A 23,673-nucleotide genomic window follows, 5' to 3' on the forward strand; every position below is an offset into this window, starting at 1 on the left:
CATGCCTGAGCTTGCCGCGCACGTCCGCGACGTCCCCGTGAACCAGATCCGTGAAATCACCGAGGCCGCCTGGAGGACCCCGGGAGCGATCGTGCTGAGCATCGGCGAACCAGGCTTTGCTCTCCCACGGCACGTCCTCGACGCCGGAATAGCATGCCTTGAGCGGGACGAAACCAACTACACCCCAAACGCAGGTATCCCCGCGCTGCGCGAAGCCTTCGCCAAGAGGTTCCGTGAGCATCATCACGTGGAAATCGGTGCCGAGCGGGTCTACGTGGTGGACGGAGCGCAGCAGGGCCTGCACTTCGCCATGAGCCTGCTCCTCTCCCCCGGCGACGAAATCCTGATTCCCAACCCCGGCTATCCCACGTTTGCCATGACCAGCCGGCTCCTGAACGCAGTGCCCGTCCGGTATCCCCTGTACCCACATAACGGGTTCCAGCCGGACATTGCGGACATTGAAGCCCTCATCACGCCGCAGACCCGCGTTCTCGTGCTGAACTCGCCGTCCAATCCCTTGGGGGCCGTCATCAGCGAGGATGCCGTCCGCCAACTTGTGGAACTGGCCGTCCGGCACGATCTCTGGATCCTCTCGGACGAGTGCTATGAAGCCTTCACCTTTGACGTCCCGCATGTCAGCCCGGCCCGGTTCGATAGCGACATCCCCGGCGAGTCGCGCGTCTTCACGTCCCTGACGCTGTCCAAGACGTACGGGCTCACCGGCCTACGGATCGGAGCCTTGATCTGCCCGCCGGGCTTGGAAAAGAAAATGAACAATGTCATGGAAGCGATCGTTTCCTGCGTTGCCTCGCCATCGCAGTATGCCGCCTTGGCTGCGTTGACCGGCCCCCAGGACTACGTGACGGATGCGCGAAACCACTATAGGAGCAACCGTGATGCCGCCTCCGTCGTCCTGGAAGGCAAGGGCATTCCGTTCCTTGGCGCGCAGGGAGCCTTCTACCTGTGGGCTGATGTCTCCCACGTCAGTGGCGGCGATGTCCGGGCCTGGGTCCACGCGTTCCTGGCCGATTCGGGAGTTGCGTTCGCGCCCGGCACTGCATTTGGGTCCATCGGCGAAGGCTGGATCCGGATTGCGCTGTGCGGCGATCAGCAGGAACTGCTCGACGGCGTGCATCGGCTTCCTGCCCGGGCCCACGTACTCCCGCCGCAACCGGCGCAGCGATGGGAGCGTCAGTAGTCGGTGCGTTCCGCGTTGTTGCGCCAAGCCTCGAAAGGCGTCTCGGAAGCGGCAACCGGCGCGTGTTCTACAGGAAGCAGCTCAGGCCTCCCGCCGGCAAAGTACTCATAGAACACCGCATCATCGAAGCCGGCCCGGGCGGCTCCGTGCCTGTCCGCGGCGAAGTACACCCGGCCGATCCTGGCCCAGAGCGTGGCCGAGAGGCACAACGGGCATGGCTCGCAGCTGGCATAGAGCACTGAGCCGTTGAGATCGAAGTTGCCGATGTCGGCTGCGGCCCGGCGAATGGCCACCACTTCCGCATGCGCGGTGGGATCGTTGTCCCGTGTGACCCGGTTGACCCCCTCATGGATTCGCCCATCCGGGGTGACGACGACAGCGCCAAACGGCCCCCCGCCGTCGGAGACGTTCTGCACCGCGAGCCGAATCGCATGGTTCAGGAATTCATCACGTTGCTGAGAACTGTGCGCCGACATGCTCCGATCTTAGCGAGCATGGACGGCAGAAAGGCCGGTTCCTCATGAGGAACCGGCCTTTCGACAAGAAAACTTCTAGCGGTTGGCGTCTTCGTCGAGTTCGTCATCGTCCGCGAGGTCGATGTCTTCTTCGTCGAAGTCGTCTTCGTCGATTTCTTCGGGGCCCTCGCCCTTGTAGGGGTCAGCCTCGCCTGCGTGCTTGGCGCCGGCAGCCAAAGCGGCTACCTCGGCGTCGCGACGCTTTGCTTCACGGAGCAGCTCCTCAAGGTTGGATGCGTTGACCGGAATCTGGTCAGCAACGAACTCAAGGGTGGGAGTAAGCCGTACGGTGATATTGCGGCCGACTTCCTGTCGGAGCACACCCTTGGCCTTCTCCAATGCCCTGGCGGCATCTGCGTGGGCTATGTCGTCACCAAAGACGGTGTAGTAGATGGTGGCGTGCTGAAGGTCGTTGGTGACGCGGGCGTCGGTGATCGTGATGGACTCGACGCGCGGGTCCTTGACCCTGCGGCCGAGGGCCTCGGCGACGACGACCTTTATCCGCTGCGCCAACTTGGCAGCGCGTGCCGGATCGGCCATGACTTCCTCCTGGAAAGTAGAAACGGTACGGAACGGGTCCGCCGGGGCTACCCGACGGACCCGCTCCAAGCGGAACCTAGACGCGCGGCTTTTCGCGCATCTCGAAGGTCTCGATGATGTCGCCTTCGGAGATGTCGTTGAACGAGCCAAGACCGATACCACACTCGAAGTCAGTACGGACTTCGGTTGCGTCATCCTTGAAGCGCTTGAGCGTCTCAACGGTGAGGTTGTCACCGATGACCTTGCCGTCGCGGCTAACGCGTGCCTTGGTGTTACGGCGGATGATGCCCGTGCGGACGATCGAACCGGCGATGTTTCCGAACTTGGAGGAACGGAAGACTTCGCGGACTTCCGCAGTACCGAGCTGGACTTCTTCGTACTCCGGCTTGAGCATGCCCTTGAGGGCCATCTCGATGTCATCGATTGCTGCGTAGATGACGGAGTAGAAGCGCATGTCCACGCCTTCACGGTCAGCCAGTTCAGCGACGCGCTCAGCCGGCTTGACGTTGAAGCCGATGATGATGGCGTTGTCCACCGTTGCCAGGTTGACGTCGTTCTGCGTGATGGCACCCACACCGCGGTGGATGACACGGAGCTGAACGTCGTCGTCTCCGACATCGATCTTGAGCAAGGCATCTTCGAGGGCTTCCACGGCACCGGAGACGTCACCCTTGAGGATGAGGTTGAGGGTGTCGATCTTGCCTTCTGCAACGGCTTGGTCGAAGTCTTCCAGGCTGATGCGCTTGCGACGCTTGGCCAGTGCGGCGTTGCGGTCGGCAGCTTCACGCTTCTCGGCGATCTGGCGGGCCGTACGCTCGTCCGGCGTCACCAGGAAGGTGTCACCTGCACGCGGTACGTTGGACAGGCCGAGGACCTGGACCGGACGCGACGGCAGTGCGACATCGAGGGCCTCGCCGTTCTCGTCGAACATTGCACGGACGCGGCCGTGGGCCGTACCGGCCACGATCGTGTCACCCACGGCCAAGGTACCGGACTGCACCAGGACGGTGGCGACGGAACCGCGGCCCTTGTCCAGGTTCGCTTCGATGGCAATGCCTCGAGCGTCCTTGTCCGGGTTGGCGCGCAGATCCAGTGCGGCATCGGCCGTCAGCAGGACGGCGTCGATCAGTTCGTCGATGTTGAGGTTCTGGCGGGCAGAAACCTCAACGAACATGGTGTCGCCACCGTATTCCTCGGGAACCAGGCCGTACTCGGTGAGCTGACCCTTGACCTTGTCAGGGTTGGCGCCTTCCTTGTCGATCTTGTTCACTGCGACGACGATCGGCACGTTGGCTGCCTGGGCGTGGTTGAGTGCTTCAACCGTCTGCGGCATAACGCCGTCGTCGGCTGCAACAACCAGGATCGCGATATCGGTGACCTTGGCACCACGTGCACGCATGGCCGTGAAGGCCTCGTGACCGGGGGTGTCAATGAACGTGATGTCGCGGGCCGTGCCCTCGTGGATGTGGCTGATCTGGTAAGCACCGATGTGCTGGGTGATTCCACCGTGCTCGCCGGCCACAACATTGGAGTTGCGGATGGCATCAAGCAGGCGGGTCTTACCGTGGTCAACGTGACCCATGACGGTGACAACCGGCGGACGTGCCTCAAGGACATCGTCACCTTCGGCGTCAAGCTCGTCCTGGATGTTGATGTCGAACTGGTCCAGCAGCTCGCGCTCTTCGTCTTCCGGCGAAACAACCTGAAGCTTGTAGCCAAGTTCGGCGCCGAGCAATCCAAAGGTGTCTTCGTCGAGGGACTGCGTAGCCGTTGCCATCTCACCGAGGTGGAAGAGAACGGTCACGAGCGACGCGGGGTTCGCATCGATCTTCTCTGCAAAGTCCGTGATGGAGGAACCACGGCGCAAACGGATGATGGTCTCGCCATCGCCGCGGGGTACGGATACGCCGCCCAGCGACGGAGCACTCATCTGCTCCAGTTCCTGGCGCTTTGCACGCTTCGACTTGCGCTGCTTGCCACGACCGGCGCCGCCCTTGCCGAAGGCACCCTGGGTACCACCGCGACCGCGGCCACCCTTGCCGAAGCCACCGCCGGCGGGAGCGCCGCCACCGGTACCTGCACCTGGTGCGCCACCGGGACGACCCGGTCCGCCACCCGGACGGCCTGCGCCACCGGGACGACCTGCGCCACCGGGAGCCGGACGCTCAGTGCGGTTGGGCATCATGCCCGGAGTAGGCCGGTTTCCACCGGGGCCACCAGCCGGACGCGGAGCACCACCGGGACGGGGTGCACCGGGGCGCGGAGCACCCGGACGGGGACCACCGCTGCCTGCTGCAGGACGGGGACCACCCGCACCTGCTGCGGGACGGGGACCACCGGGGCGTTCGCCATCATTGCGGCCACCTGCACGGGGCATGCCCTGTGAGGTTGCAAACGGGTTGTTTCCCGGACGCGGCGGACGTTCGCCGTCGCCACCACGGCCGCGGGGCATGCCCTGGGACGTGGCGAAGGGGTTGTTGCCCGGACGGGGACCGCCGGGACGCGGGGCCTGGCCGCCTTGGCGGGACGGAGCCGGAGTCTCTGCCTTGGGAGCAGGACGGGCACCGGGCTTTGCCGAAAACGGCGTGGATGCAACGGGAGCCGACGGCGCTGCCGGAGCAGGCGCCGCGGGAGCTGGTGCTGCGGGGGCAGGTGCCGCCGCGGCCGGTGCTGCCGGAGCCGGAGCCTTGGGTGCAGCGGGGCCCGGAGCCGGCGCTGCCGGACGGGATGCTGCGGGAGCAGCCGGAGCCTTGGGGGCGGCTGCAGGTGCGGGGGCAGCTGCCTTTGCAGCGCCTGCACCGGGGTAGGCGTCGCGAAGCTTCTTCACGACGGGGGCCTCAATGGTGGAAGAGGCGGAGCGAACGAATTCGCCCAATTCCTGCAGTTTTGTTACTGCATCTTTGGAAGTAATACCGAGCTCTTTGGCGAGCTCATGTACGCGGACCTTGGCCACATTTCTCCTGTCTCGGTCCGCACCGAGCCAGGCACGAACCGTCTACTTCTTACTGCGGGCCCCTGCCGCTAGCGCGACTGAAAGGCCCATTGCAGAGCGCAACAAAGTTGTCATCGTTACGCACTCATCGCTGGGAACTCATCGGGTTTCCATCAGTTTTCTGACCCGCTTTCAGGTTTGGACGGTTTTCCTGTGGCGGCCGGAGCCTCCACAAGTGGCGCGCCTGACATGAAGTAGCTTTCGACGGCGGTTGTTTCAGCAGCGCCCGCGAGGGCCCTTCCGAAAGCACGCCGCTTGATTGCCAATGCCAAGCACTTTTCGCTGGGATGCAGCCACGCACCCCTGCCGGCCATCCGGCGTCGAACATCGACAAGGACAGTGGACGAACCACTACCTTGGGCGACCAGCCGGACAAGCTCGGACCGGGAGCCTTGCTTCCGGCATCCGATGCACGTACGAACAGGGCCATGGCCGCGTTCAAGCAGTTCAGCCACGACGTGTCCTTACCTGCCTCTGCAAACTTGCGCTGACGACCGACACTGCACATGCAGATAAGGCACGTCAAAGCGCGCGGATACCGGACGTAAGCCCGGTTCCATCTATTCTAGCCCCCCGGCCCCGGACAGCCGAAACCGGCCGCACTGTAAGCGCGGCGCGGTTCCGTCGGCCAAGCCGCCGGAACGATCGCTATTCGGTCTTGGCCGGGGCGGCGTCGGACACGATATCGATCCGCCATCCGGTCAGCTTCGCAGCGAGGCGTGCGTTCTGGCCTTCCTTGCCAATCGCCAAGGAGAGCTGGTAGTCCGGCACAACTACCCGGGCCGAGCGCGTTGCCTCGTCCGTAATAGTGACCGAATTCACCCGGGACGGTGACAAGGAGTTGGCGATGAAGGTCGCAGGATCCTCACTGAAGTCCACGATGTCGATCTTTTCGTCGTTGAGCTCAGTCATGACTGCACGGACCCGGGAGCCCATTTCGCCGATGCAGGCGCCCTTGGCGTTGACACCCGGGGTGTTCGCCTTGACGGCAATCTTGGTGCGGTGGCCGGCTTCCCTGGCGAGTGCCACGATCTCGACGGAACGATCCGCGATTTCCGGAACTTCCATTTCGAACAACTTGCGGACCAGGCCCGGGTGCGAACGCGACAACGTAATGGACGGGCCCTTCGCCCCACGGTGGACATCCACCACGAAGGCACGAAGCCTGCTGCCGTGAATGTACTTTTCGCCAGGAACCTGCTCCGGCGGCGGCAACAGGGCCTCCACCGATCCGAGGTTTACCTGGATCATGTGCGGGTTGTTGCCCTGCTGGATCATGCCGGCGACCAGTTCGCCTTCGCGACCCTTGAATTCGCCCAATACGTTATCGTCCTCGACGTCACGAAGACGCTGCAGGATGATCTGGCGTGCCGTGCTTGCGGCGATGCGGCCAAAACCGGCCGGGGTGTCCTCGAACTCCCCGATCGCCTCGCCGTCGTCGTCGATTTCCGTTGCCCAGATGGTCACGTGGCCGCTCTTGCGGTCCAGCTCGGCGCGGGCCTTCTCGAAGGCACCGGGCGTCTTGTGATAGGCCACCAGGAGCGCTTGCTCGATGGTGGGAATCAGGAGGTCCAGCGGGATTTCACGCTCACGCTCCAGGAGTCTCAGTGCGCTCATGTCAATATCCATTAGGCCTCCTCGGAAGGTCCATTGTGTTCGTCTGCCAGCCCGGCCTCGTGGAGGTGGCTGAATTCAATCTCGACTTTTCCGTGGCGGATCCTGTCGAAAGGAATAGTGATGGGGTCGCCCTGTTTGGGCTTCATGCCCTTCTTGACCTCGTGCTCCGGAATGAGGGTCACGCCGGCGTCATCTACTGACGCAATCCGGCCAAGGACGTTCTCACCCTGGATGACGTTGACCCTGACCATGCGGCCGCGCGCCCTGTGCCAGTGGCGCGGTTCCGTCAGAGGACGGCCTACTCCAGGCGAAGAAACTTCGAGGTCGTAGGGACGGCCGTCGTCGTGGGGATCGTTGTCCAGAATATCGGACAACCCACGCGAGACATCTGCGATGGCGTCAAGGCTGACGCCCCCGGTCTCCTCCTGCGGAAGATCCACGACGACGTGGACCGTGCGGTGTGAACCGGCGACGTGGATGGAAACATCCTCGAGGTAGAGCCTGTTGGCAAGGACTGCCGGTTCGAGCAGTGCCTTTAGCCTGCGCTCTTCCGGGTTGTGGATGGTGGCCGTTGAATTCGACTCAGTACGGTCTGTTGAAGTCGTGGCTTCCGAGTCACTCACGTTGCCCGCCGCCTCCCGATAGATGTTGTTGTGACTACTAGCCTAACGATTTTCGGCAGCACATGGTGCACGGCTTTTCCCTTGTCCGCCCGTCCACGTGACACCATGGTGTGTTGTGGACGAGCAGACAAGTGAAAAACGACGATCACCAGCGTGGGGCCGGCTCCTTCTCATTTCCGTGGTTGCGCTGCTCGTTGCGGGCACGGGAATCGTCCTTCTACCGCGGGATTCCGGGACTCCTCCTACAGTTTCGTTCTCCGTATCTGCCCTCGCCGACGCTTTCGCCGATACCAGGAAGCTGCAGGAATCTGCTGCTGGACTGATGGCAGCTGCAGGATCCGGTTCCCAAACGGCCGCCCTGGACGATGCTGTGACATTGCTGACAACACAGTCCCGGGCCCTCCTTCCGCCTTCTCCCGCAGCTTCAACGACAAGCGACAAAAAAGACACGGCCACGGAAGCTACGCCTGCCTCGGTCGTGGCCGGCCTGATCGCCAGCGGCCGGCAACGGCTGGACGACGCACGCGAGGCCGACGGCGGGACCGCCCGGTTGCTGGCCGCCGTCGGATCCGCCCAACTTCTCCAGGGCGAAAAACTGGCTGCTGCGTGGCAGGTGCCGGTGCCGTTGCCGACGTCGAGCGGTAACCCGTCTGCCACAACACCTGCCGTAACAACACCGGCTCCGCACCAGTGCCCTTCAGTCAGCCCCACCCCGGATGCAACCGCTGCCACTACCGATGCCGCTCTTGCGGCGACTGTCCGTTCCGAACAGGAAGCCATTTACGTCTACCAGGTGGCGCTGAAGCGATTGGACGCTGGCGCAACTGCCCAAGCCGCCAAGTACCTTGCAGTACACGAGCGGCTCCTTCAACAAGCAGAAGCCCTGACCCGCCGTAATTGTGGCGACGTCCCCACCCGCGAGGCCGGATACAGGCTGCCTGCACAGTTCGCTGAAGACCCGGCTGCCGGCTTGGGGGCCTTGGAGTCGGACTCCCTGCAGGGATTTGGCGACCTCATCGCGCTTTCAACAGGAGAGACCCGGGACTGGGCTGCCAGCAGCCTGCTGGCCGCCGTCCGCAGGAGCCTGGATTGGGGTGCCACGCTTGCGGCGTTGCCGGGTTTGGAGGTCGATGACGATGACTTGCCTCCGCTGCCGACGCCCACCCCCCAATGAGTAAATCCCACACCCCCAGTAGTGAGTAAAGCGGCGCATGGGATAGGCGAGCCTAGCCATGCTGGTCAAGGCGGCCCGCCGGTGCTTGGCTTGAAGCATGGCTTCCGCAGAAACTGCCACCACACATGAGAACGAACCGCATCGTGATGACCTTGCCCATCGGCTGAACTGGCTGCGCGCCGGCGTTTTGGGTGCGAACGACGGCATTGTCTCCGTCGCAGCAATCGTCGTCGGCGTGGCCGGTGCCACGACCAACACCGGCAGCATCCTTGCTGCGGGAACGGCGGGCTTGGTGGGTGGAGCCATTTCCATGGCGTTGGGCGAATATGTATCCGTCAGCAGCCAGAGCGACACGCAAAAGTCGCTCATTGAGAAGGAACGCAGGGAGCTCGCCGAGCAGCCGGAGGAAGAACTCGAAGAGCTCACCTCGATCTACCAGGCGAAGGGGCTCAGCGCGCGTACCGCCCGGACAGTGGCCGAAGAACTGACGAAGCATGATGCCCTTGCCGCCCATCTGTCCGCGGAGCTCAATATCCACGAGGACGACATCGTCAGTCCGTGGAACGCCGCCCTTGCATCGGCAGTGGCGTTTACCCTTGGCGCCGTGCTCCCCATGCTGGCCATCCTGCTCCCTCCCCCGGCGATGCGCGTTCCGCTGACGTTCGTTGCCGTCCTGCTGGCTCTCGCGATCACGGGAGCCGTGGGGGCTTGGATTGGTGGGGCGCCCAGGTTCCGCGCCGCAGCCCGGGTGGTGTTGGGCGGAGCGTTGGCGCTTGCAGCCACGTTCTCGATCGGAAGCCTCTTGGGCGCCAGCGGCGTTTTCTGAGGGTACTGCCGCCGGGCAGAGCTAGGCTGATGGCGTGACCCTTCACGCCATGATTCCGATTCCGGGCGACCTGCACGCCCGATACAACCGCGATTCCGCGGGGCGGGACTGGCTGGCGAGCCTTCCGGGGCTTATCCGTGAGGCTTTGGACCGTTGGCAGTTGTCCGTGGACCTCGCACCCGGTGAAGAGCCGTGGAACGGACATGGAGCCTTGGTTGTGCCCGTTCTCCAGCACAGCAGGCAGGCTGCGCTGAAGATCGCCTATCCGCATGAGGAAGCCCTTGTAGAGCGCCATGCCCTGGCCCTGTGGGGTGGCCACGGAGCTGTCCGGCTCCTGGCTGCCGACGCCGCCAGTTGCTCCATGCTGCTGGAACGCCTTGACGCGTCCCGTTGGCTGCAGGATGCCCCCATGGATGAAGCCCGGCAGGTCTGGGGTGACATCATGCGCGGGCTTTCCATTGCGCCGGATGATCGTCCCGAGTGGCGGGGCTTCGATCACATCGCCGCCACGGCCGAGCGCTGGAGCGACGAAATGCCTTTGGAGTGGGAGCAGCAGGACCGCCCCTTCCCGCGATGGTTACTGGAGGCCGCGTTGGAAGTGTGCCAGACCCGCGGTGCTGTTGGCCGACGATCCGGCAGGGACGTCCTGGTGCATACCGATCTCCACTTCATGAACATCCTCGCCACCTTGGACGCGGACCGTCGAGGCTACCTGGCCATCGACCCCCAGCCGCAGATCGGTGAAGCCGAATTTGCGGTGGCACCTGTTCTGTGGAACCGGATCAAGGATTTGCCGGATCGCGATCCGGCGGCTGCCCTGCGGGAGCGATGCCGGGACTTCAGCCTCGCCGCCGGCCTTGATCCGGAGGTCGCGCGACAATGGAGCATCGCCCGCGAAGTCAACAATGCCCTGTGGTCCGCGGGAAAGCGGGGTCATGAAGGCGATGTGGCCCGTTCCCTATGGGTGGCGAGCACACTGGCGGGCAGGACGCTCGAAGGACTTCCAGCAGCAAGGGATTTGCCCGAGCCCGGGGACGCAGTCAGCTGACGTTGTCGTTCCAGACGTCCACGCCGAGCTTGATGATCAGTGCCGCGACGACGATCAGGAACACGATCCGCACAAAGCTGCTCCCCCTGGCTACAGCTGTGCGGGCGCCAAGGTATCCGCCCGCCATGTTTGCCAGGCCAAGCACCAGGCCCACTCCCCACAACAAGGAGCCGTGGGGGAGGAAGAAAATGAGGGCACCGGCGTTGGTGGCCATGTTGACGATCTTGGCCTTCGCGCTGGCTTCAAGGAACGCGTAGCCCATGGCCGAGACCAAGGCGATCACCAGGAAGGATCCTGTACCGGGCCCGATCAGGCCATCGTAAAAACCGATCACGGCACCAATCAGGCAGGCCACCACGTAGTGCTTGTGCCCGTCGTGCCGCAGAGCAGTCAGCTCGCCCGCGCTGGGGCGCAGTGCCGTGAAAATCGCGACGGCGATCAGCGCCAGGACAATGATGGGCTTGAAGACGCTGGCCGGCAAAGATGCAGCGAGGATGGCACCGCCAAAGCTCCCCGCCAGTGCAATCACCGCCATGGGTATTGCCGTCTTGAGGTCCGGTCCCACCCGCCGGTAATAGGTGGCGGCACTGGTGGTGGTGCCGAAGATGGAACCCATCTTGTTCGTTGCCAGGGCCTGGACGGGCGTGATGCCAGGCACCAGCAGCAGTGCGGGGAGCTGGATCAGCCCCCCGCCACCTACTACCGCGTCAACCCAGCCGGCTGCGAATCCAGCCACCACAATCAGGATGATGGTGGTGAGCTGGATAGTCTCGAAGCCGGAAATCACCGGTTACGGACAGCGTTGACCACGTAATCCACGGCCTTTTCCACCGAGATGTTCTCGGCTTCACCGCTGCGGCGGTCCTTGATCTCCACAACGCCGTCCACGAGCCCACGGCCGACGGCCAGGATGGTGGGCACTCCGACGAGCTCGGCATCGCCAAACTTGACGCCGGGAGAAACCTTGGGCCGGTCGTCAAAGATGACGTCGAGGCCTGCAGCCTCGAGTTCCGCCGATAGCTTCTCTGCGGCTTCGAAAATTTCGTCACCGCGGCCCACAGCCACAACGTGTACGTCGGCAGGGGCCACCGTGCGTGGCCACACGAGGCCGCGGTCGTCATGGTTGGCCTCGGCAAGGGCTGCGACAGCACGGGTGACACCAACGCCGTAGGAGCCCATGGTGACAACAACCTGCTTGCCGTTCTGGTCAAGTACCTTCAGGTCCAGCGCCTCGGCGTACTTGCGTCCGAGCTGGAAGATGTGGCCCATTTCGATGCCGCGGGCAGTTTCAAGGGGTCCGGAGCCGTCGGGCGCCGGATCCCCTGCCCGGACGTCTGTGCATTCGATGACGCCGTCCCACGTGAAGTCGCGGCCCGCTACCAGTCCGAAGACGTGCTTGCCATCAATATTGGCGCCCGTCACCCAGGTTGTGCCGGAGACGACGCGGGGATCCACAAGGTACAGCAGCTTGGAAGATCCTTCCAGGCCCAGAACTGCTTCATCCAGGGACAAACCAGGCCCGATGTAGCCCTTGACCAGCCACGGCAGCTTCTTGAGGTCTTCCTCGTTGGCTGCTTCCAGGCCGATCTCGCCCGCGATGGGAAGGAACGAACCAATGTTGGCTTCCACCCGCTTGAGATCCACGGCGCGGTCACCAGGAACGCCGAGGACGACGATCTGGCGTTCACCGGTGGGCAGCGTCACGGCGAGGACGACGTTCTTCAACGTGTCAGCGGCAGTCCAGGCGCCACCGTCGGCCTCGCTGCGGGGTGCCAGCTGGTTGGCTGCGTCAACCAGGGTCTCGATGGTGGGGGTGTTCGGTGTGTCCAGAACCTGGGCAGCCGGTGCGTCCGTGAAGTCAATATCCTCAGGGACAACCGTGGTGACTGCTTCGACGTTGGCGTAATAGCCTCCTGCCGAGCGAACAAAGGTGTCCTCGCCGATCTCCGTGGGGAAGAGGAATTCTTCGCTCTTGGAGCCGCCCATGGCGCCTGCCGTGGCAGCAACCGGAATGACTTCCAGACCCAGGCGGTCGAAGATCTTCAGGTAGGCAGCACGGTGGGCGGCGTAACTTGCGTCCAGGCCGGCGTCGTCAACGTCGAACGAGTAGGAGTCCTTCATGATGAACTCGCGGCCACGGAGGAGGCCTGCACGGGGTCGCGCTTCATCGCGGTACTTGTTCTGGATCTGGTACAGGCTCAACGGCAGGTCCTTGTACGAGGAGTACAGGTCCTTGACCAGGAGGGTAAACATTTCCTCGTGCGTCGGAGCCAGGAGGTAATCGGCACCCTTGCGGTCCTGAAGCCTGAACAGGCCCTCTCCGTACTCCGTCCAGCGGTTGGTGGCCTCGTAGGGCTCGCGCGGGAGCAGTGCCGGGAAGTGGACTTCCTGCGCGCCAATGGCGGACATTTCCTGCCGGATGATTTCCTCCACCTTGCGCAGGACACTGAGTCCCAGCGGCAGCCACGTGTAGATGCCCGGCGCGGCACGGCGGATGTAACCGGCCCGGACCAGGAGCTTGTGGCTGGCGACCTCGGCGTCGACGGGATCTTCACGCAGGGTGCGCAGGAACAACTGGGAAAGGCGAAGGACCACGGGTACGTATCCGTTTCTATGGCAGATGTGGCAAAAACAACTGTCTACTAATCTACCGGCTGCCAGCGCGCCGCTCCGCACAGTGCTGCTTCGCACGGAACGGCCAGCACAGAGAAGAGCCACGCCGTCGCGTCTGGAAGCCCCTGGCCAAAGATCGGCTGGTCATCCTGCGATGGCGTGGCTCAGCGGCCGGCCGGCCGCAGACTCTGTCCGGGGACTAGTCCCCCGTTCCCTCCAGCGGAACGGGATCGCCTGCGACTGGGAAGCATTGGTGACTGCCGAGCTCACGGATGGTGCGGCTGCCGGAAGCAGCCTTCAAGGTCTTTGCCATAATTCCCCCTGTAACCACCCGTGCCCCATCGACACGGCTTGGGAAAAACCTATGTGATAGCGGACACGTTTTCAAGGATTTTGATGGCAAAGGCCTATTGACCGCACCGTTTACCAGACTTAGCGTTAATTCATCACTTGGTGAATTACTCGCTGGCGCCGGAGGCAGCCATGTCACAAGCAGCAATAGAAGCTACGGACCTGCACATCTCCCGGGGCCGGACAAGAATTTTGCGGGGCCTGGACTTCGCCGTGGACAGCGGACGCATCACGGGACTGCTCGGCCCGTCAGGTAGCGGCAAGACAACACTCATGCGCGGCATCGTGGGGGTCCAGCGAATCACGCGCGGATCCATCAGCGTTCTCGGCCGCCCCGCGGGCAGCGCACCGTTAAGGCACGACGTCGGGTACGTCACCCAAGGCGCCAGCGTCTACGCGGACCTCAGTGTCGAAGCCAACGTCAGGTACTTCGGTGCCATGCACAAGGCGTCAGCGACGGACGTAGCGGAGTCGATTGCCGCCGTCGGGCTCGAATCGTTTGCAAAGCAGAAAGCCGGGAACCTCTCGGGCGGGGAGTTCAGCCGCGTGTCCCTCGCATGCGCGCTGGTGGCACACCCCAAGCTGCTGGTCCTGGACGAACCGACAGTGGGCCTGGACCCGGTACTGCGTGCGGAGTTGTGGGAGCGGTTCGTTGACATGGCAGCTGGCGGAACAACGCTTTTGGTTTCCAGCCATGTGATGGAGGAAGCGTCGCATTGTTCCTCGTTGCTGCTTCTGCGGGACGGCCTGCTGCTGGCGCAGCTCACACCCGCCGAGCTTGCCAGGCGGGGACGCAGCAATGACCTTGAGCGCGCGTTCCTGAACATGATCAAAGACGCCGAACGTGGTCCGGACAGCGGTCAGCCAGCAAAGAAAAGCCAGGTGGCATCATGAATCTTCGGATGACCTTTGCCACCACAGCCCGGGTCCTTGGTCAACTGCGGCACGATCACCGCAGCGTGGCGCTCATTATGGTGGTCCCGGCGCTGCTGCTCACCGCCGTCTACTATCTTTTCGAGAACGAAACACTGCCCCCGGGCTTTCCACGCACTTTCGACCGCGTCGGCCTGATGATGCTGGCGATCTTCCCGTTCGTCGTCATGTTTCTGGTCACGTCCATCACCATGCTGCGGGAACGAACCTCCGGAACCTTGGAGCGGCTCCTCACCACACCCATCCATAAAGCAGACCTCTTGTTCGGCTACGCCATTGCGTTCTCCATCATGGCCGCGTTGCAGTCTCTGGTGGCGACGGCAGTTGCATATTGGATCTTCAATCTCGACATCAAGGGAAGTCCGGGGTTCGTCGTGATGATCGCGGTGATCAACGCTGTCCTTGGAGTGGCCTTGGGGCTGCTGTGTTCGGCCTTTGCACGCACCGAGTTCCAGGCTGTCCAGTTCATGCCCGTAGTGGTGGTGCCGCAGATCCTGCTCTGCGGACTGTTCGTTGCCCGGGAGCAGATGAACGACGTCCTCGAGGCCATCTCCGGTGTCCTTCCCCTGACGTTTTCTGTTGATGCCCTTCAGGAGATCGCAGGAAACATCGATGCGACTGACGCCCTGTGGCAAGACACCCTGGTGATGGGCGGAATCGTGGTGGGAGTCCTTGTCCTTGCCTCGTTGACGCTGAGGCGGCAGACCTCATGAGCCTGGAACCCCTGCGCCGCGGCCGTCGAAGCGGAAGCGACCATTCGCGCGAAGCCATTCTGGTGGCGGCCCGGAAGTTGTTCGCAGAGCATGGGTTCGACGGCACGAGTCTTCGCCAGGTGGCGCGGGAAGCCTCAGTGGATCCGGCGATGGTCCATCACTTCTTCAAGGGCAAAGACGAATTGTTCGCCTCCAGCGTGGAGTTGCCTGCCGATCCTGAACAGGTCCTGGCAGGCGTTGAAACCCTGGAACCGGAGGCGAGGGCAGAAGCACTTGTCCGTGCGGTTGTCCGGTTGTGGGAGGGCCCGGCGCAACCCGGCTTGGTGGCATTCGTTCGGGGCACCATCGGATCGAAGGCCAAAACGGCACTGCTGCGGGAGACCGTGAACCGGACCATCCTGTCCCGGGTCATGGTGGGTGTGCAAGGCCCTGCTGAGGAAGTCCGCCTGCGTGGCAATCTGGTGGCCACACAGGTGGTGGGACTGATGCTGCTCCGCTACGTGATCCGGCTCGAACCCCTGTCGAGTGCAGACCAGGAGGAAGTAGTGAGCCTGGTGGCACCGACCATCCAGCGGTATCTCACCGGAAACCTGAACCCGCCCAAGTAAGTAGCAGCTGATGCCGTTTAGAGCCGCCAAAACGGCATCAGCTGCTACTTGGATTGCCTGCTAGAACAAGACCGTTGCGAATGTACCGACTTGCTCGAAGCCGACTCTTTCGTAGGTGGCGCGCGCTTTGGCGTTGTAGTCATTGACGTACAGGCTCGTTACTGGCGCAAAGGTACGTGAGAGATTTACGACGGCGGCCATGTAGCCGGCGCTCTGGTGGTGTCCACGCATGTCCGGATTCATCCATACGCCCTGGACCTGCGTGACGTCCTGGGTAACTGCACCCAACTCTGCCTTGAAGACAACTGTCCCGGCAGCGTCGATGTGGACCAGGGAATGCCCTTGGCGGATGAGCCCCGCAACGCGCCTGCTGTAGAAGTCCTGGCCTCCCAGGAAGGGCGAATAGCCAACTTCTTCTTCGAACATGGCGGCGCAGGCAGGCAGAATGCGTTCGAAGTCCGCCATCGTGCCGAAGGTCAGCAAGGGATTGGCTTCGATGGCCGGGCCACCGGAAATGGTCAAGAGGGGCTGCCTGGAACGGACTTCGTGCGCGAAGTGGCCCAACTGCTCAAAGCGGGAGTAAAGCGCCAGCACTGTTTCCGCCGGCCCGAAGATGGAGGCGTACCGCCTGCCGGACTGGTGGGCCGCCGTAGCCACATATCCGGTCAGCCCGGGGTCGAGTTGCACCGGGACCAGATTGGCCCCGGCCCAACAGGCTCCAAGGAGGGTGTCGTCGTCGAACACGCCAAAGACGCTGGCGCCGCCGCTGGTGGGCGCTGCCGTTCCCACGCTGTCCAGATGCGCCAGGATGAAGACGTTGGCAACGGGATCTTCGCTCGCAAGCGCGCGAAGGGCCAAGGTGTCGGCACTGCCGAGCACCCTGACCCCCAGGCCTGTCTCGTTACGAGACGCTAACCACGGGGCTACCCTTGACAGCATCTTCGCCATCGGCCTCCCCCATCTCTTCAGCGATACGCATGGCCTCTTCGATCAGTGTCTCAACAATTTCGCTTTCAGGCACTGTCTTGATGACTTCGCCCTTCACGAAAATCTGGCCTTTACCGTTTCCGGAGGCCACACCGAGGTCCGCTTCGCGGGCTTCGCCCGGACCGTTGACCACACAACCCATGACGGCAACGCGGAGGGGGATTTCCATCCCCTCAAGGCCGGCGGTTACTTGCTCAGCCAACGTGTACACGTCCACCTGGGCACGGCCACAGGACGGGCAGGACACAATCTCAAGCTTACGCGGACGCAGGTTCAATGACTGCAGGATCTGGTTGCCAACCTTGATTTCCTCCACGGGCGGCGCCGAGAGGGAAACGCGGATCGTGTCGCCGATCCCGCGGGACAGCAAAGCCCCGAAAGCAGTTGCGGACTTGATGGTTCCCTGGAAGGCCGGACCCGCTTCAGTCACGCCAAGGTGCAGGGGCCAGTCGCCCTTTTCGGCGAGCATCTCGTAGGCGGCCACCATGATCACGGGGTCGTTGTGCTTCACGGAGATCTTGAAGTCGTGGAAACCGTGCTCCTCGAAGAGCGAGGCTTCCCAGACCGCAGACTCCACCAGCGCTTCAGGGGTGGCCTTGCCGTACTTCTTCATGATGCCCGGTTCCAGGGAGCCGGCGTTGACGCCAATGCGGATGGACGTCCCATGGTCTTTCGCGGCTGCGGCGATTTCCTTGACCTGGTCATCGAACTTCCGGATATTGCCGGGGTTCACACGGACCGCTGCGCAGCCCGCTTCAATGGCCGCGAAAACGTACTTCGGCTGGAAGTGGATATCGGCGATCACGGGGATCTGGGATTTGCGGGCAATGATTGGCAACGCCTCGGCGTCGTCGGCTGACGGACAGGCAACACGGACGATGTCGCAGCCGGAGGCCGTCAGTTCAGCGATCTGTTGAAGCGTGGCGTTGATATCCGTGGTGGGCGTCGTAGTCATGGACTGCACGCTGATGGGTGAATCAGAACCAACGCCAACGGACCCAACCTTGATCTGCCGCGTCTTGCGGCGAGGGGCAAGGACGGGGGGTGGGGCTGCTGGCATTCCCAGGCTGACCGAGGTCACGTGGACTCCTTGGGTTTGGGGTGGATCGTTGTGGTGGAGGACGCGGGAGCTAGGATGCGTGGGCAGCCAGGACGCCGATAATGGGGTCCCATTCCGTGGTGCGGATGCCGGCTATGACTCCGGCTTCGGCGAACGGATCCTGCTTCAGGAGGTCGTTGAGTTCGGCTTCATCAGCCGACTTGAAGATGAGCAGGGCGCCGGCGCCGTCACCGTAGGGGCCGCTGGCAAGCAGGGTGCCGTCCTCTGCGAGGTCGCCGAGCCAGGCGCGGTGCGCCGGGCGGGCTTCGTCGCGGAGGGCGCCGGATTCGGCGACGTATACATACTCAACAGCGAAAACAGTCATGGAGCTAGCCTATCCCGCCGCGTCCGATGATCCGCCATCCATTCCAGCCCACTGAGTGGTCCCTGCGGGAATCTCAGCCAAAGATATTCACTGGCTTGACGATGTCCGCGTAAATCAGCAGGGCTCCCATGGCCATCAGCAGCGCGGCCACCACATACGTGGCGGGAAGGAGCTTTGCGATATCGAACGCACCCGGATCCGGCTTTCCCCTCAGCCTGGCCACCTGGCGCCGGGCCCCCTCATACAGGGCACCCGCCACGTGGCCGCCGTCGAGAGGCAGCAGGGGCACAAGGTTGAAGATGGCCAGCGCGAAGTTCAGGCCCGCAAGCAGCCCTACCAACGTTCCAATACGCGCCTGGAGGGGGACCTCTTCCATCGCAGCAACCTCGCCGGCCACACGGCCGACGCCAACCACACTGATGGGGCCGTTGGGATCCCGGGGTTCCTCGCTGAAGGCGGCCTTCGCCACACCAACCACACGGGCGGGCAGGTTAAGGATCACTCCGGATATCTGCTTGATGTTCTCCCCCGCCATGGGAAGAACCGACGACGCCGGCTGGGGAACCAAGGCGCTCTGCGGGCCGATTCCCAGGAAGCCCACCTCCTGGTACTTCAGCGTGCCGTTGGCGTCCTGCTCCTGGCGTCCATCGGCACCCACAACCGGCCGCGAGGACAAAACTGGAGTAACTGTGGTGGAAACTTCCGAGCCGTTGCGCTCGACGGTGACGGGTACTGGTTTGCCGGCGGAGGCCCGGATCCAGCCGGTGAGTTCATCCCAGCTGGTGACAGCCTTGCCGTCGAAAGTCTTGACGACGTCGTTCGGCTGCAGCCCGGCAGCCGCAGCAGGTGTTGGCTTGCAGTCCGCCGAGTCCGGGTCCACCGTTTTCCCCGCAGCCACCTGGCACTTTGAGACGTCCGCGATGGTTGTGGTGGGCGTGGCAACGCCAAAACCCATGAGCAGGATGGCAAGGAGAACCAAACCGATCAGCATGTTCATGGCCGGACCGCCGAGCATGACGATGACCTTCTTCCAGACCGGAAGCTTGTAAAAGACCCTGCCTTCGTCCCCGGGCCCAACTTCTTCGTGGGCGAGGGAACGGGCTTCGCTGGCAAGCGTCTGGAACATGCCCGTGCTGGAGGGACGTACCCCGCCATCTTCTTTGTTGGGCGGGTACATGCCGATCATGGCCACATAGCCGCCCAAAGGAAGGGCCTTGAAGCCGTACTCCGTTTCGCCCTTCTTCCTGGACCACAAAGTGGGCCCGAAACCAATCATGTACTTGGTCACGCGCACCTTAAAGAGCTTCGCGGGGACCAGGTGGCCAACCTCGTGCAAAGCGATGGACACTGCGACGCCAATGGCGACGAAGACGACTCCGAGGATGAAAAGAAGGACGGGACTCATGCCGACGGGACTGCTTCCATAGGGGTTTCTTAAACGGTATCTCTGCTATACGGAGCTGTTGGCTAAACGATCATGGGTGCGCGTGCGTGCCCAGCTCTCAGCATCCAGCACGGACTCCACCGTAAGCTCCGAAGAACCTGAATGTTCGCTGAGGACGGACTCCACTGTGTCCACGATGTCCGTGAAGCGGATGCGGCCGGCGTGGAAAGCCTCCACGGCTTCCTCGTTGGCCGCGTTGAAGACGGCAGGATAGGTGCTGCCCTGCTTCGCTGCCCCCTTGGCGAGCTCCACGGCCGGAAACGCAACTGAGTCCAGTGGTTCGAACGTCCAACTTGTGGCTTGGGTCCAGTCGCATGGCTGTGCAGCCCGTGGAACCCTCCCGGGCCAGCCCAGGCCCAAGGCAATGGGAAGCCGCATGTCAGGCGGCGACGCCTGGGCGATGATGGACCCATCCACGAACTGGACCATCGAGTGGACCACCGACTGCGGATGGACCACGACGTCGATCCTGTCCAGGGGTACGTCGAAGAGCAGATGTGCCTCGATCACTTCAAGGCCCTTGTTGACCAGGCTCGCAGAGTTGGTGGTGACCATGAGGCCCATATCCCATGTTGGGTGCGCGAGGGCCTCAGCGGGTGTGACATCGTGCAGCTGCTCGCGGCTGCGGCCACGGAAAGGTCCGCCGGACGCCGTGAGAATCAACTTCTCGACCTCCTGCTCAGTACCCGAACGCAGGCATTGGGCGATGGCCGAATGTTCGGAATCGACAGGCACAATCTGGCCGGGTCCGGCAGCTGCTTTCACCAGGGCACCACCGACAATCAGCGACTCTTTATTGGCGAGCGCCAAGGTGGCACCGGATGCCAGCGCGGCCAGGGTTGGCGCAAGGCCAATGGAACCGGTGATGCCGTTGAGAACGACGTCGCATTCCACTTCTGCGATGCGGGTGGACGCGCCGGGTCCAACGAAAATTTCCGGTGCAAAGTTGCGCAGGCCGCTTCGGGCCGCGGCGGCGTCAATCAGGTTCTGCAATGCTTCCGGATCGCCCTGGGCAATGCCGATTGCCTGCGCCCGCGTGTGCACAGCTTGATGGGCAAGCAATTCCAGGTTCCCGCCGCCGGCGCTCAGTGCCACAACTTCGAAAAGGTGCGGGGCGCCGTCGACGACGTCAATCGCCTGTGTGCCGATGGAACCGGTGGACCCGAGGATGACGATCTTGCGCGGCTGCATTGCTTAAGTATCCCAGCACGTGCAGAAGGCTGCGAACGGAGCCTCGGGCTAAGTGGAAAACCCTGCTTGACCACTTCTTTCCCGGGCGTAACGTGGAATTTGTGGAGTGGCTGGCCTGGTTTGACGCGCAGGACTGGTTTGACGCGCAGGACTACGAATTTGCGCGCCAGGTATTGCAACGCGGAACTGCCGCCCTTTATCTGGTTGCGTTCCTCTCCACAATGAACCAGTTTCCTGCACTCCTTGGCGAGCACGGCCTGCTTCCCGTCCCTTCATTCCTTGACATGGCACGCCGTCTGGCCCGGCCCACTCTCTTCTCGTGGCGGTACTCGGATGCCCTGCTCCGTGCTGTCTGTTGGGTGGGAATTGCCGTCTCGGCCTTGCTGGTGTTGGGCATGCCGCAGCTGGGGCCACCGTGGCTGCCGATGCTGGCGTTCCTCAGCCTCTGGTTCCTGTACATGTCGATCGTGAATGTGGGCCAGACGTTCTATGGCTTTGGCTGGGAGATCCTGCTGCTGGAAGCCGGTTTCACCGTAGCTTTCCTTGGCTCGGACCAGGTTCCACCGCCCACCACCATCCTGGTCCTGATTGTTTGGCTGGTGTTCCGGCTCGAGTTCGGCGCGGGAATGATCAAAATCAGGGGCGGCCGAGAGTGGCGCGACCTCACCGCGATGCTCTACCACCACGAGACGCAGCCGATGCCCGGGCCGCTGAGCCGGCAGTTCCATCTCCTCCCCCGCCCCCTGCACAAAGTGGAAGTGGTGGGAAACCACTTCGCGCAGTTGGTGGTTCCGTTCTTCCTGTTCGCGCCGCAACCGCTGGCCAGTATCGCGGCAGGAATCATCGTCGTGACGCAGCTTTGGTTGGTGGGCAGCGGCAATTTTGCCTGGCTGAACTGGATGGCAATCGTCCTCGCCTTCGCTGCAGTGAGTGATCCGGTGGCGCATGCGGTTCTTCCCGTCATCCCGCTCGAGTGGCATGCAGGTGCCGAAACCCCGGCGTGGTGGTTCGTCGTCGTACTTGCGGTGACGCTCCTGTTGCTGGTCCTGAGTTACCGGCCGCTTGTGAACCTGTTCTCGCGCCAGCAACTCATGAATGCGAGCTTCAACCGCTGGCGCCTCGTCAATGCCTATGGTGCGTTCGGTACGGTGACGAAGCAGCGGATCGAGATCGTCGTCGAAGGCACCCTGGCTGAAGAGCCCGATGCAGCTGACGAGCAGTGGCTGGAGTACGGCTTCAAAGGCAAACCCGGGGACGTGCGCCGCCTCCCGCGGCAGTGGGCGCCATACCACCTCAGGCTTGATTGGCTCATGTGGTTCCTGCCCCTGCGGACCGTCCACGAAGGGTGGTTCTACGCCTTCCTGGAGAAGCTGTTGGAGGCAGACAAGCCCACGCTTGGCCTGCTTCGCCATGACCCGTTCGACGGCGAACGCCCACGTTGGGTGCGTGCGCGCAGCTATCTTTACCGTTTCGCCGGCCGTGAGGAGTTCCGTGAAACGGGTGGGCGTTGGGTTCGGGTGTTCCTGTATGACGCCATTCCGCCGGTCTCCCTTACGCCTCGACGGCGGCGGCTCCTTTAGTGTTGTCTGGCCTGGGATGCGGGCTTGGCCTGCGCGGATTTGGCGTGGGACGCAGGCGGTGGTGCTGTGGACTCACGGACCACCAGATGCGTTGCCAGCTCCACGCGGCGGGAGTCGATGTCCTCGCCACGGACCTGGCGCAGGATGAACCGCAGGGCAGAGCGGCCCATCTCCTGCAATGGCTGTGACACGGACGTCAGGGGTGGAACGGATTCTTCCGCTTGGTGTGTGCCGTCGAAACCGACGAGGCTCATGTCCTCCGGGATCCGGATGTTCTGCCTTCGCGCTTCTGCCAGGACACCCAGCGCGATGCTGTCACTTCCAGCGAATACTGCCGTGGGCGGATCCTCAAGTGCAAGCAGGGCCTTCATGCCCCGCACACCGTTCTCGGGCCGGAACGGGCCGGAGGAGACATAGTCGTCGTCCACGGCAATGCCCTCTGCCATGAGTGCCGCCATGTAGCCGTGTAGCCGCGCCTGGCTGCATTCAGCCGTGGCAGGTCCGCCTATATAGGCGATTTTGCGGTGTCCCAACCCGAGCAGATGGGTAGCCGCGGCCTTGCCTCCGGCCCAGTTGCTTGCGCCAACGCTGAAGACGTCTGCCGGCGGCGGGTTGAGGGGGTCCACCACCACGATGGGGATCCGGCGGCGTTGGAACGCTTCCAGCTGTGCGGAGCCAAAGGCGGAAGTGACCACGATCATTCCGCTGCGGCCTTCGTCGATGATGCGTTGGGCCCGCTCCTCGGGTCCCAAGGGTGACGCTGTTTGCCTGCTGGTCACCGAGAGGATGACCTCCATGTCCGAGACCGCCGCATGCTCCATCACCCCGTTGAGGACTTCCACGGAGTAGGCCGAGTTCAGGGAGTCGAAAACCACTTCAACCGACTGCCGGAGCGGAAGGCTTTTGCGTTGGAGGGGCGACTTGTATCCGGTTCGTTGCAAGGCCTCAAGCACGCGCGCCCGGGTTTCCTCGGCCACGTCCTCCCTGCCGTTCACCACCTTGGAAACCGTAGGCGCTGAAACCCCCACCTCTTTGGCCACGGCAGCCAGTGTGAGTTTGAGCGGACGTTGCTCGCGTTTCATAGTCCCCCTGCTTTCGAAATATTTCGGCTTGGTTCGAGTATGCGGGATGCCCGCGGAAAGCTCAAGACCGCCGCAACTGCAGGCGACTCGTCGCTGAAGTAAGCCTTGACGTGTGATCGAATGCACTTTAGTTTAGACCGTGACCTAAACAGCATTCGCGAAATATTTCGGTATTTTTCGAGACACGGTCACTCCTTTGGGAGATGGGCACGCA

Annotated in this window: 23 protein-coding genes; 9 read left to right on the top strand and 14 right to left on the bottom strand. The window is 63.1% G+C overall.

Going from position 1 to position 23,673, the window contains the following annotated elements; translation table 11 throughout:
* Position 1 precedes the first annotated feature (1 nt).
* A complete protein-coding gene (locus AC6I97_RS16585) occupies positions 2 to 1,198 on the top strand; it encodes a pyridoxal phosphate-dependent aminotransferase (protein WP_497945457.1) in 1,197 nt (398 codons plus the stop codon).
* On the opposite strand, the gene AC6I97_RS16590 is transcribed toward AC6I97_RS16585, so the two are convergent.
* The 4 genes from AC6I97_RS16590 to AC6I97_RS16605 all read right to left on the bottom strand — a co-directional run bounded on the left by AC6I97_RS16590 (position 1,192) and on the right by AC6I97_RS16605 (position 5,613).
* On the bottom strand, positions 1,192 to 1,674 hold the full coding sequence (locus tag AC6I97_RS16590) for a nucleoside deaminase (protein ID WP_497945458.1): 483 nt from the start codon (positions 1,672 to 1,674) through the stop codon (positions 1,192 to 1,194). The two genes, AC6I97_RS16585 and AC6I97_RS16590, sit on opposite strands and share 7 nt — an antisense overlap.
* Positions 1,675 to 1,749: 75 nt before the next feature.
* Complete coding sequence (gene rbfA, locus AC6I97_RS16595) at positions 1,750 to 2,253, bottom strand: 30S ribosome-binding factor RbfA (RefSeq protein WP_497945459.1); 504 nt, start codon at positions 2,251 to 2,253, stop codon at positions 1,750 to 1,752.
* 76 nt (positions 2,254 to 2,329) lie between these two features.
* On the bottom strand, positions 2,330 to 5,206 hold the full coding sequence (gene infB, locus AC6I97_RS16600; protein ID WP_224092285.1) for a translation initiation factor IF-2: 2,877 nt from the start codon (positions 5,204 to 5,206) through the stop codon (positions 2,330 to 2,332).
* 152 nt (positions 5,207 to 5,358) lie between these two features.
* Entirely contained in the window at positions 5,359 to 5,613 is a 255-nt protein-coding gene (locus AC6I97_RS16605) for a YlxR family protein (protein WP_497947149.1), read from the bottom strand.
* Between AC6I97_RS16605 and AC6I97_RS16610 the strand changes: the two genes are divergently transcribed.
* Positions 5,533 to 5,736: a hypothetical protein gene (locus AC6I97_RS16610; protein WP_309928041.1), complete on the top strand. Its 204-nt coding sequence runs from the start codon at positions 5,533 to 5,535 to the stop codon at positions 5,734 to 5,736. The two genes, AC6I97_RS16605 and AC6I97_RS16610, sit on opposite strands and share 81 nt — an antisense overlap.
* Positions 5,737 to 5,893: 157 nt before the next feature.
* On the opposite strand, the gene nusA is transcribed toward AC6I97_RS16610, so the two are convergent.
* A complete protein-coding gene (nusA, locus tag AC6I97_RS16615) occupies positions 5,894 to 6,874 on the bottom strand; it encodes a transcription termination factor NusA (protein ID WP_224092281.1) in 981 nt (326 codons plus the stop codon).
* Positions 6,874 to 7,485: a ribosome maturation factor RimP gene (gene rimP / locus AC6I97_RS16620; RefSeq protein WP_224092279.1), complete on the bottom strand. Its 612-nt coding sequence runs from the start codon at positions 7,483 to 7,485 to the stop codon at positions 6,874 to 6,876. Before rimP ends, nusA begins: the two co-directional genes overlap by 1 nt.
* Before the next feature lie 115 nt (positions 7,486 to 7,600).
* Here rimP and AC6I97_RS16625 point away from each other — a divergent pair, with 115 nt between their 5' ends.
* From AC6I97_RS16625 to AC6I97_RS16635, 3 genes are all read left to right on the top strand, one after another.
* Positions 7,601 to 8,659 carry a DUF4439 domain-containing protein gene (locus AC6I97_RS16625; RefSeq protein WP_497945460.1) on the top strand — a complete coding sequence of 353 codons (1,059 nt, stop codon included), beginning with the start codon at positions 7,601 to 7,603 and terminating at the stop codon, positions 8,657 to 8,659.
* Positions 8,660 to 8,756: 97 nt separating this feature from the next.
* Entirely contained in the window at positions 8,757 to 9,485 is a 729-nt protein-coding gene (locus AC6I97_RS16630; RefSeq protein ID WP_224166978.1) for a VIT1/CCC1 transporter family protein, read from the top strand.
* Between the two features lie 49 nt (positions 9,486 to 9,534).
* On the top strand, positions 9,535 to 10,533 hold the full coding sequence (locus tag AC6I97_RS16635; RefSeq protein WP_497947152.1) for an aminoglycoside phosphotransferase family protein: 999 nt from the start codon (positions 9,535 to 9,537) through the stop codon (positions 10,531 to 10,533).
* Here the strand turns inward: AC6I97_RS16635 and AC6I97_RS16640 are convergent.
* A complete protein-coding gene (locus AC6I97_RS16640) occupies positions 10,526 to 11,320 on the bottom strand; it encodes a sulfite exporter TauE/SafE family protein (RefSeq protein WP_497945461.1) in 795 nt (264 codons plus the stop codon). The two genes, AC6I97_RS16635 and AC6I97_RS16640, sit on opposite strands and share 8 nt — an antisense overlap.
* On the bottom strand, positions 11,317 to 13,128 hold the full coding sequence (locus AC6I97_RS16645) for a proline--tRNA ligase (RefSeq protein WP_224092270.1): 1,812 nt from the start codon (positions 13,126 to 13,128) through the stop codon (positions 11,317 to 11,319). Before AC6I97_RS16645 ends, AC6I97_RS16640 begins: the two co-directional genes overlap by 4 nt.
* Positions 13,129 to 13,629: 501 nt before the next feature.
* On the opposite strand from AC6I97_RS16645, the gene AC6I97_RS16650 reads away from it, so the two are divergent.
* The 3 genes from AC6I97_RS16650 to AC6I97_RS16660 are packed head-to-tail and all read left to right on the top strand — an operon-like array spanning position 13,630 to position 15,751.
* Entirely contained in the window at positions 13,630 to 14,391 is a 762-nt protein-coding gene (locus AC6I97_RS16650; RefSeq protein WP_497945462.1) for an ABC transporter ATP-binding protein, read from the top strand.
* 8 nt (positions 14,392 to 14,399) lie between these two features.
* Positions 14,400 to 15,143: an ABC transporter permease gene (locus tag AC6I97_RS16655; RefSeq protein WP_224092267.1), complete on the top strand. Its 744-nt coding sequence runs from the start codon at positions 14,400 to 14,402 to the stop codon at positions 15,141 to 15,143.
* Complete coding sequence (locus AC6I97_RS16660; protein ID WP_497945463.1) at positions 15,140 to 15,751, top strand: TetR/AcrR family transcriptional regulator; 612 nt, start codon at positions 15,140 to 15,142, stop codon at positions 15,749 to 15,751. The genes AC6I97_RS16655 and AC6I97_RS16660 overlap by 4 nt, the downstream gene beginning before the upstream one ends.
* Before the next feature lie 60 nt (positions 15,752 to 15,811).
* Here the strand turns inward: AC6I97_RS16660 and AC6I97_RS16665 are convergent, their stop codons facing one another.
* The 5 genes from AC6I97_RS16665 to dxr all read right to left on the bottom strand — a co-directional run bounded on the left by AC6I97_RS16665 (position 15,812) and on the right by dxr (position 20,797).
* A complete protein-coding gene (locus tag AC6I97_RS16665; protein WP_224167497.1) occupies positions 15,812 to 16,690 on the bottom strand; it encodes a GNAT family N-acetyltransferase in 879 nt (292 codons plus the stop codon).
* Complete coding sequence (gene ispG / locus AC6I97_RS16670) at positions 16,653 to 17,819, bottom strand: flavodoxin-dependent (E)-4-hydroxy-3-methylbut-2-enyl-diphosphate synthase (protein WP_216925300.1); 1,167 nt, start codon at positions 17,817 to 17,819, stop codon at positions 16,653 to 16,655. Before ispG ends, AC6I97_RS16665 begins: the two co-directional genes overlap by 38 nt.
* 49 nt (positions 17,820 to 17,868) lie before the next feature.
* Positions 17,869 to 18,162: a YciI family protein gene (locus tag AC6I97_RS16675; protein ID WP_224166974.1), complete on the bottom strand. Its 294-nt coding sequence runs from the start codon at positions 18,160 to 18,162 to the stop codon at positions 17,869 to 17,871.
* A 73-nt stretch (positions 18,163 to 18,235) separates the two neighbouring features.
* On the bottom strand, positions 18,236 to 19,567 hold the full coding sequence (locus tag AC6I97_RS16680; RefSeq protein WP_497945464.1) for a M50 family metallopeptidase: 1,332 nt from the start codon (positions 19,565 to 19,567) through the stop codon (positions 18,236 to 18,238).
* A 45-nt stretch (positions 19,568 to 19,612) separates the two neighbouring features.
* Complete coding sequence (dxr, locus tag AC6I97_RS16685; RefSeq protein ID WP_497945465.1) at positions 19,613 to 20,797, bottom strand: 1-deoxy-D-xylulose-5-phosphate reductoisomerase; 1,185 nt, start codon at positions 20,795 to 20,797, stop codon at positions 19,613 to 19,615.
* Positions 20,798 to 20,889: 92 nt separating this feature from the next.
* On the opposite strand from dxr, the gene AC6I97_RS16690 reads away from it, so the two are divergent.
* Positions 20,890 to 22,377: a lipase maturation factor family protein gene (locus tag AC6I97_RS16690; protein WP_497945466.1), complete on the top strand. Its 1,488-nt coding sequence runs from the start codon at positions 20,890 to 20,892 to the stop codon at positions 22,375 to 22,377.
* Here AC6I97_RS16690 and AC6I97_RS16695 read toward each other — a convergent pair.
* Positions 22,374 to 23,459 carry a LacI family DNA-binding transcriptional regulator gene (locus AC6I97_RS16695; protein ID WP_497945467.1) on the bottom strand — a complete coding sequence of 362 codons (1,086 nt, stop codon included), beginning with the start codon at positions 23,457 to 23,459 and terminating at the stop codon, positions 22,374 to 22,376. The two genes, AC6I97_RS16690 and AC6I97_RS16695, sit on opposite strands and share 4 nt — an antisense overlap.
* Positions 23,460 to 23,673 lie beyond the last annotated feature (214 nt).

It is taken from the genome of Arthrobacter sp. TmtSoilC48 (genome assembly GCF_059739425.1).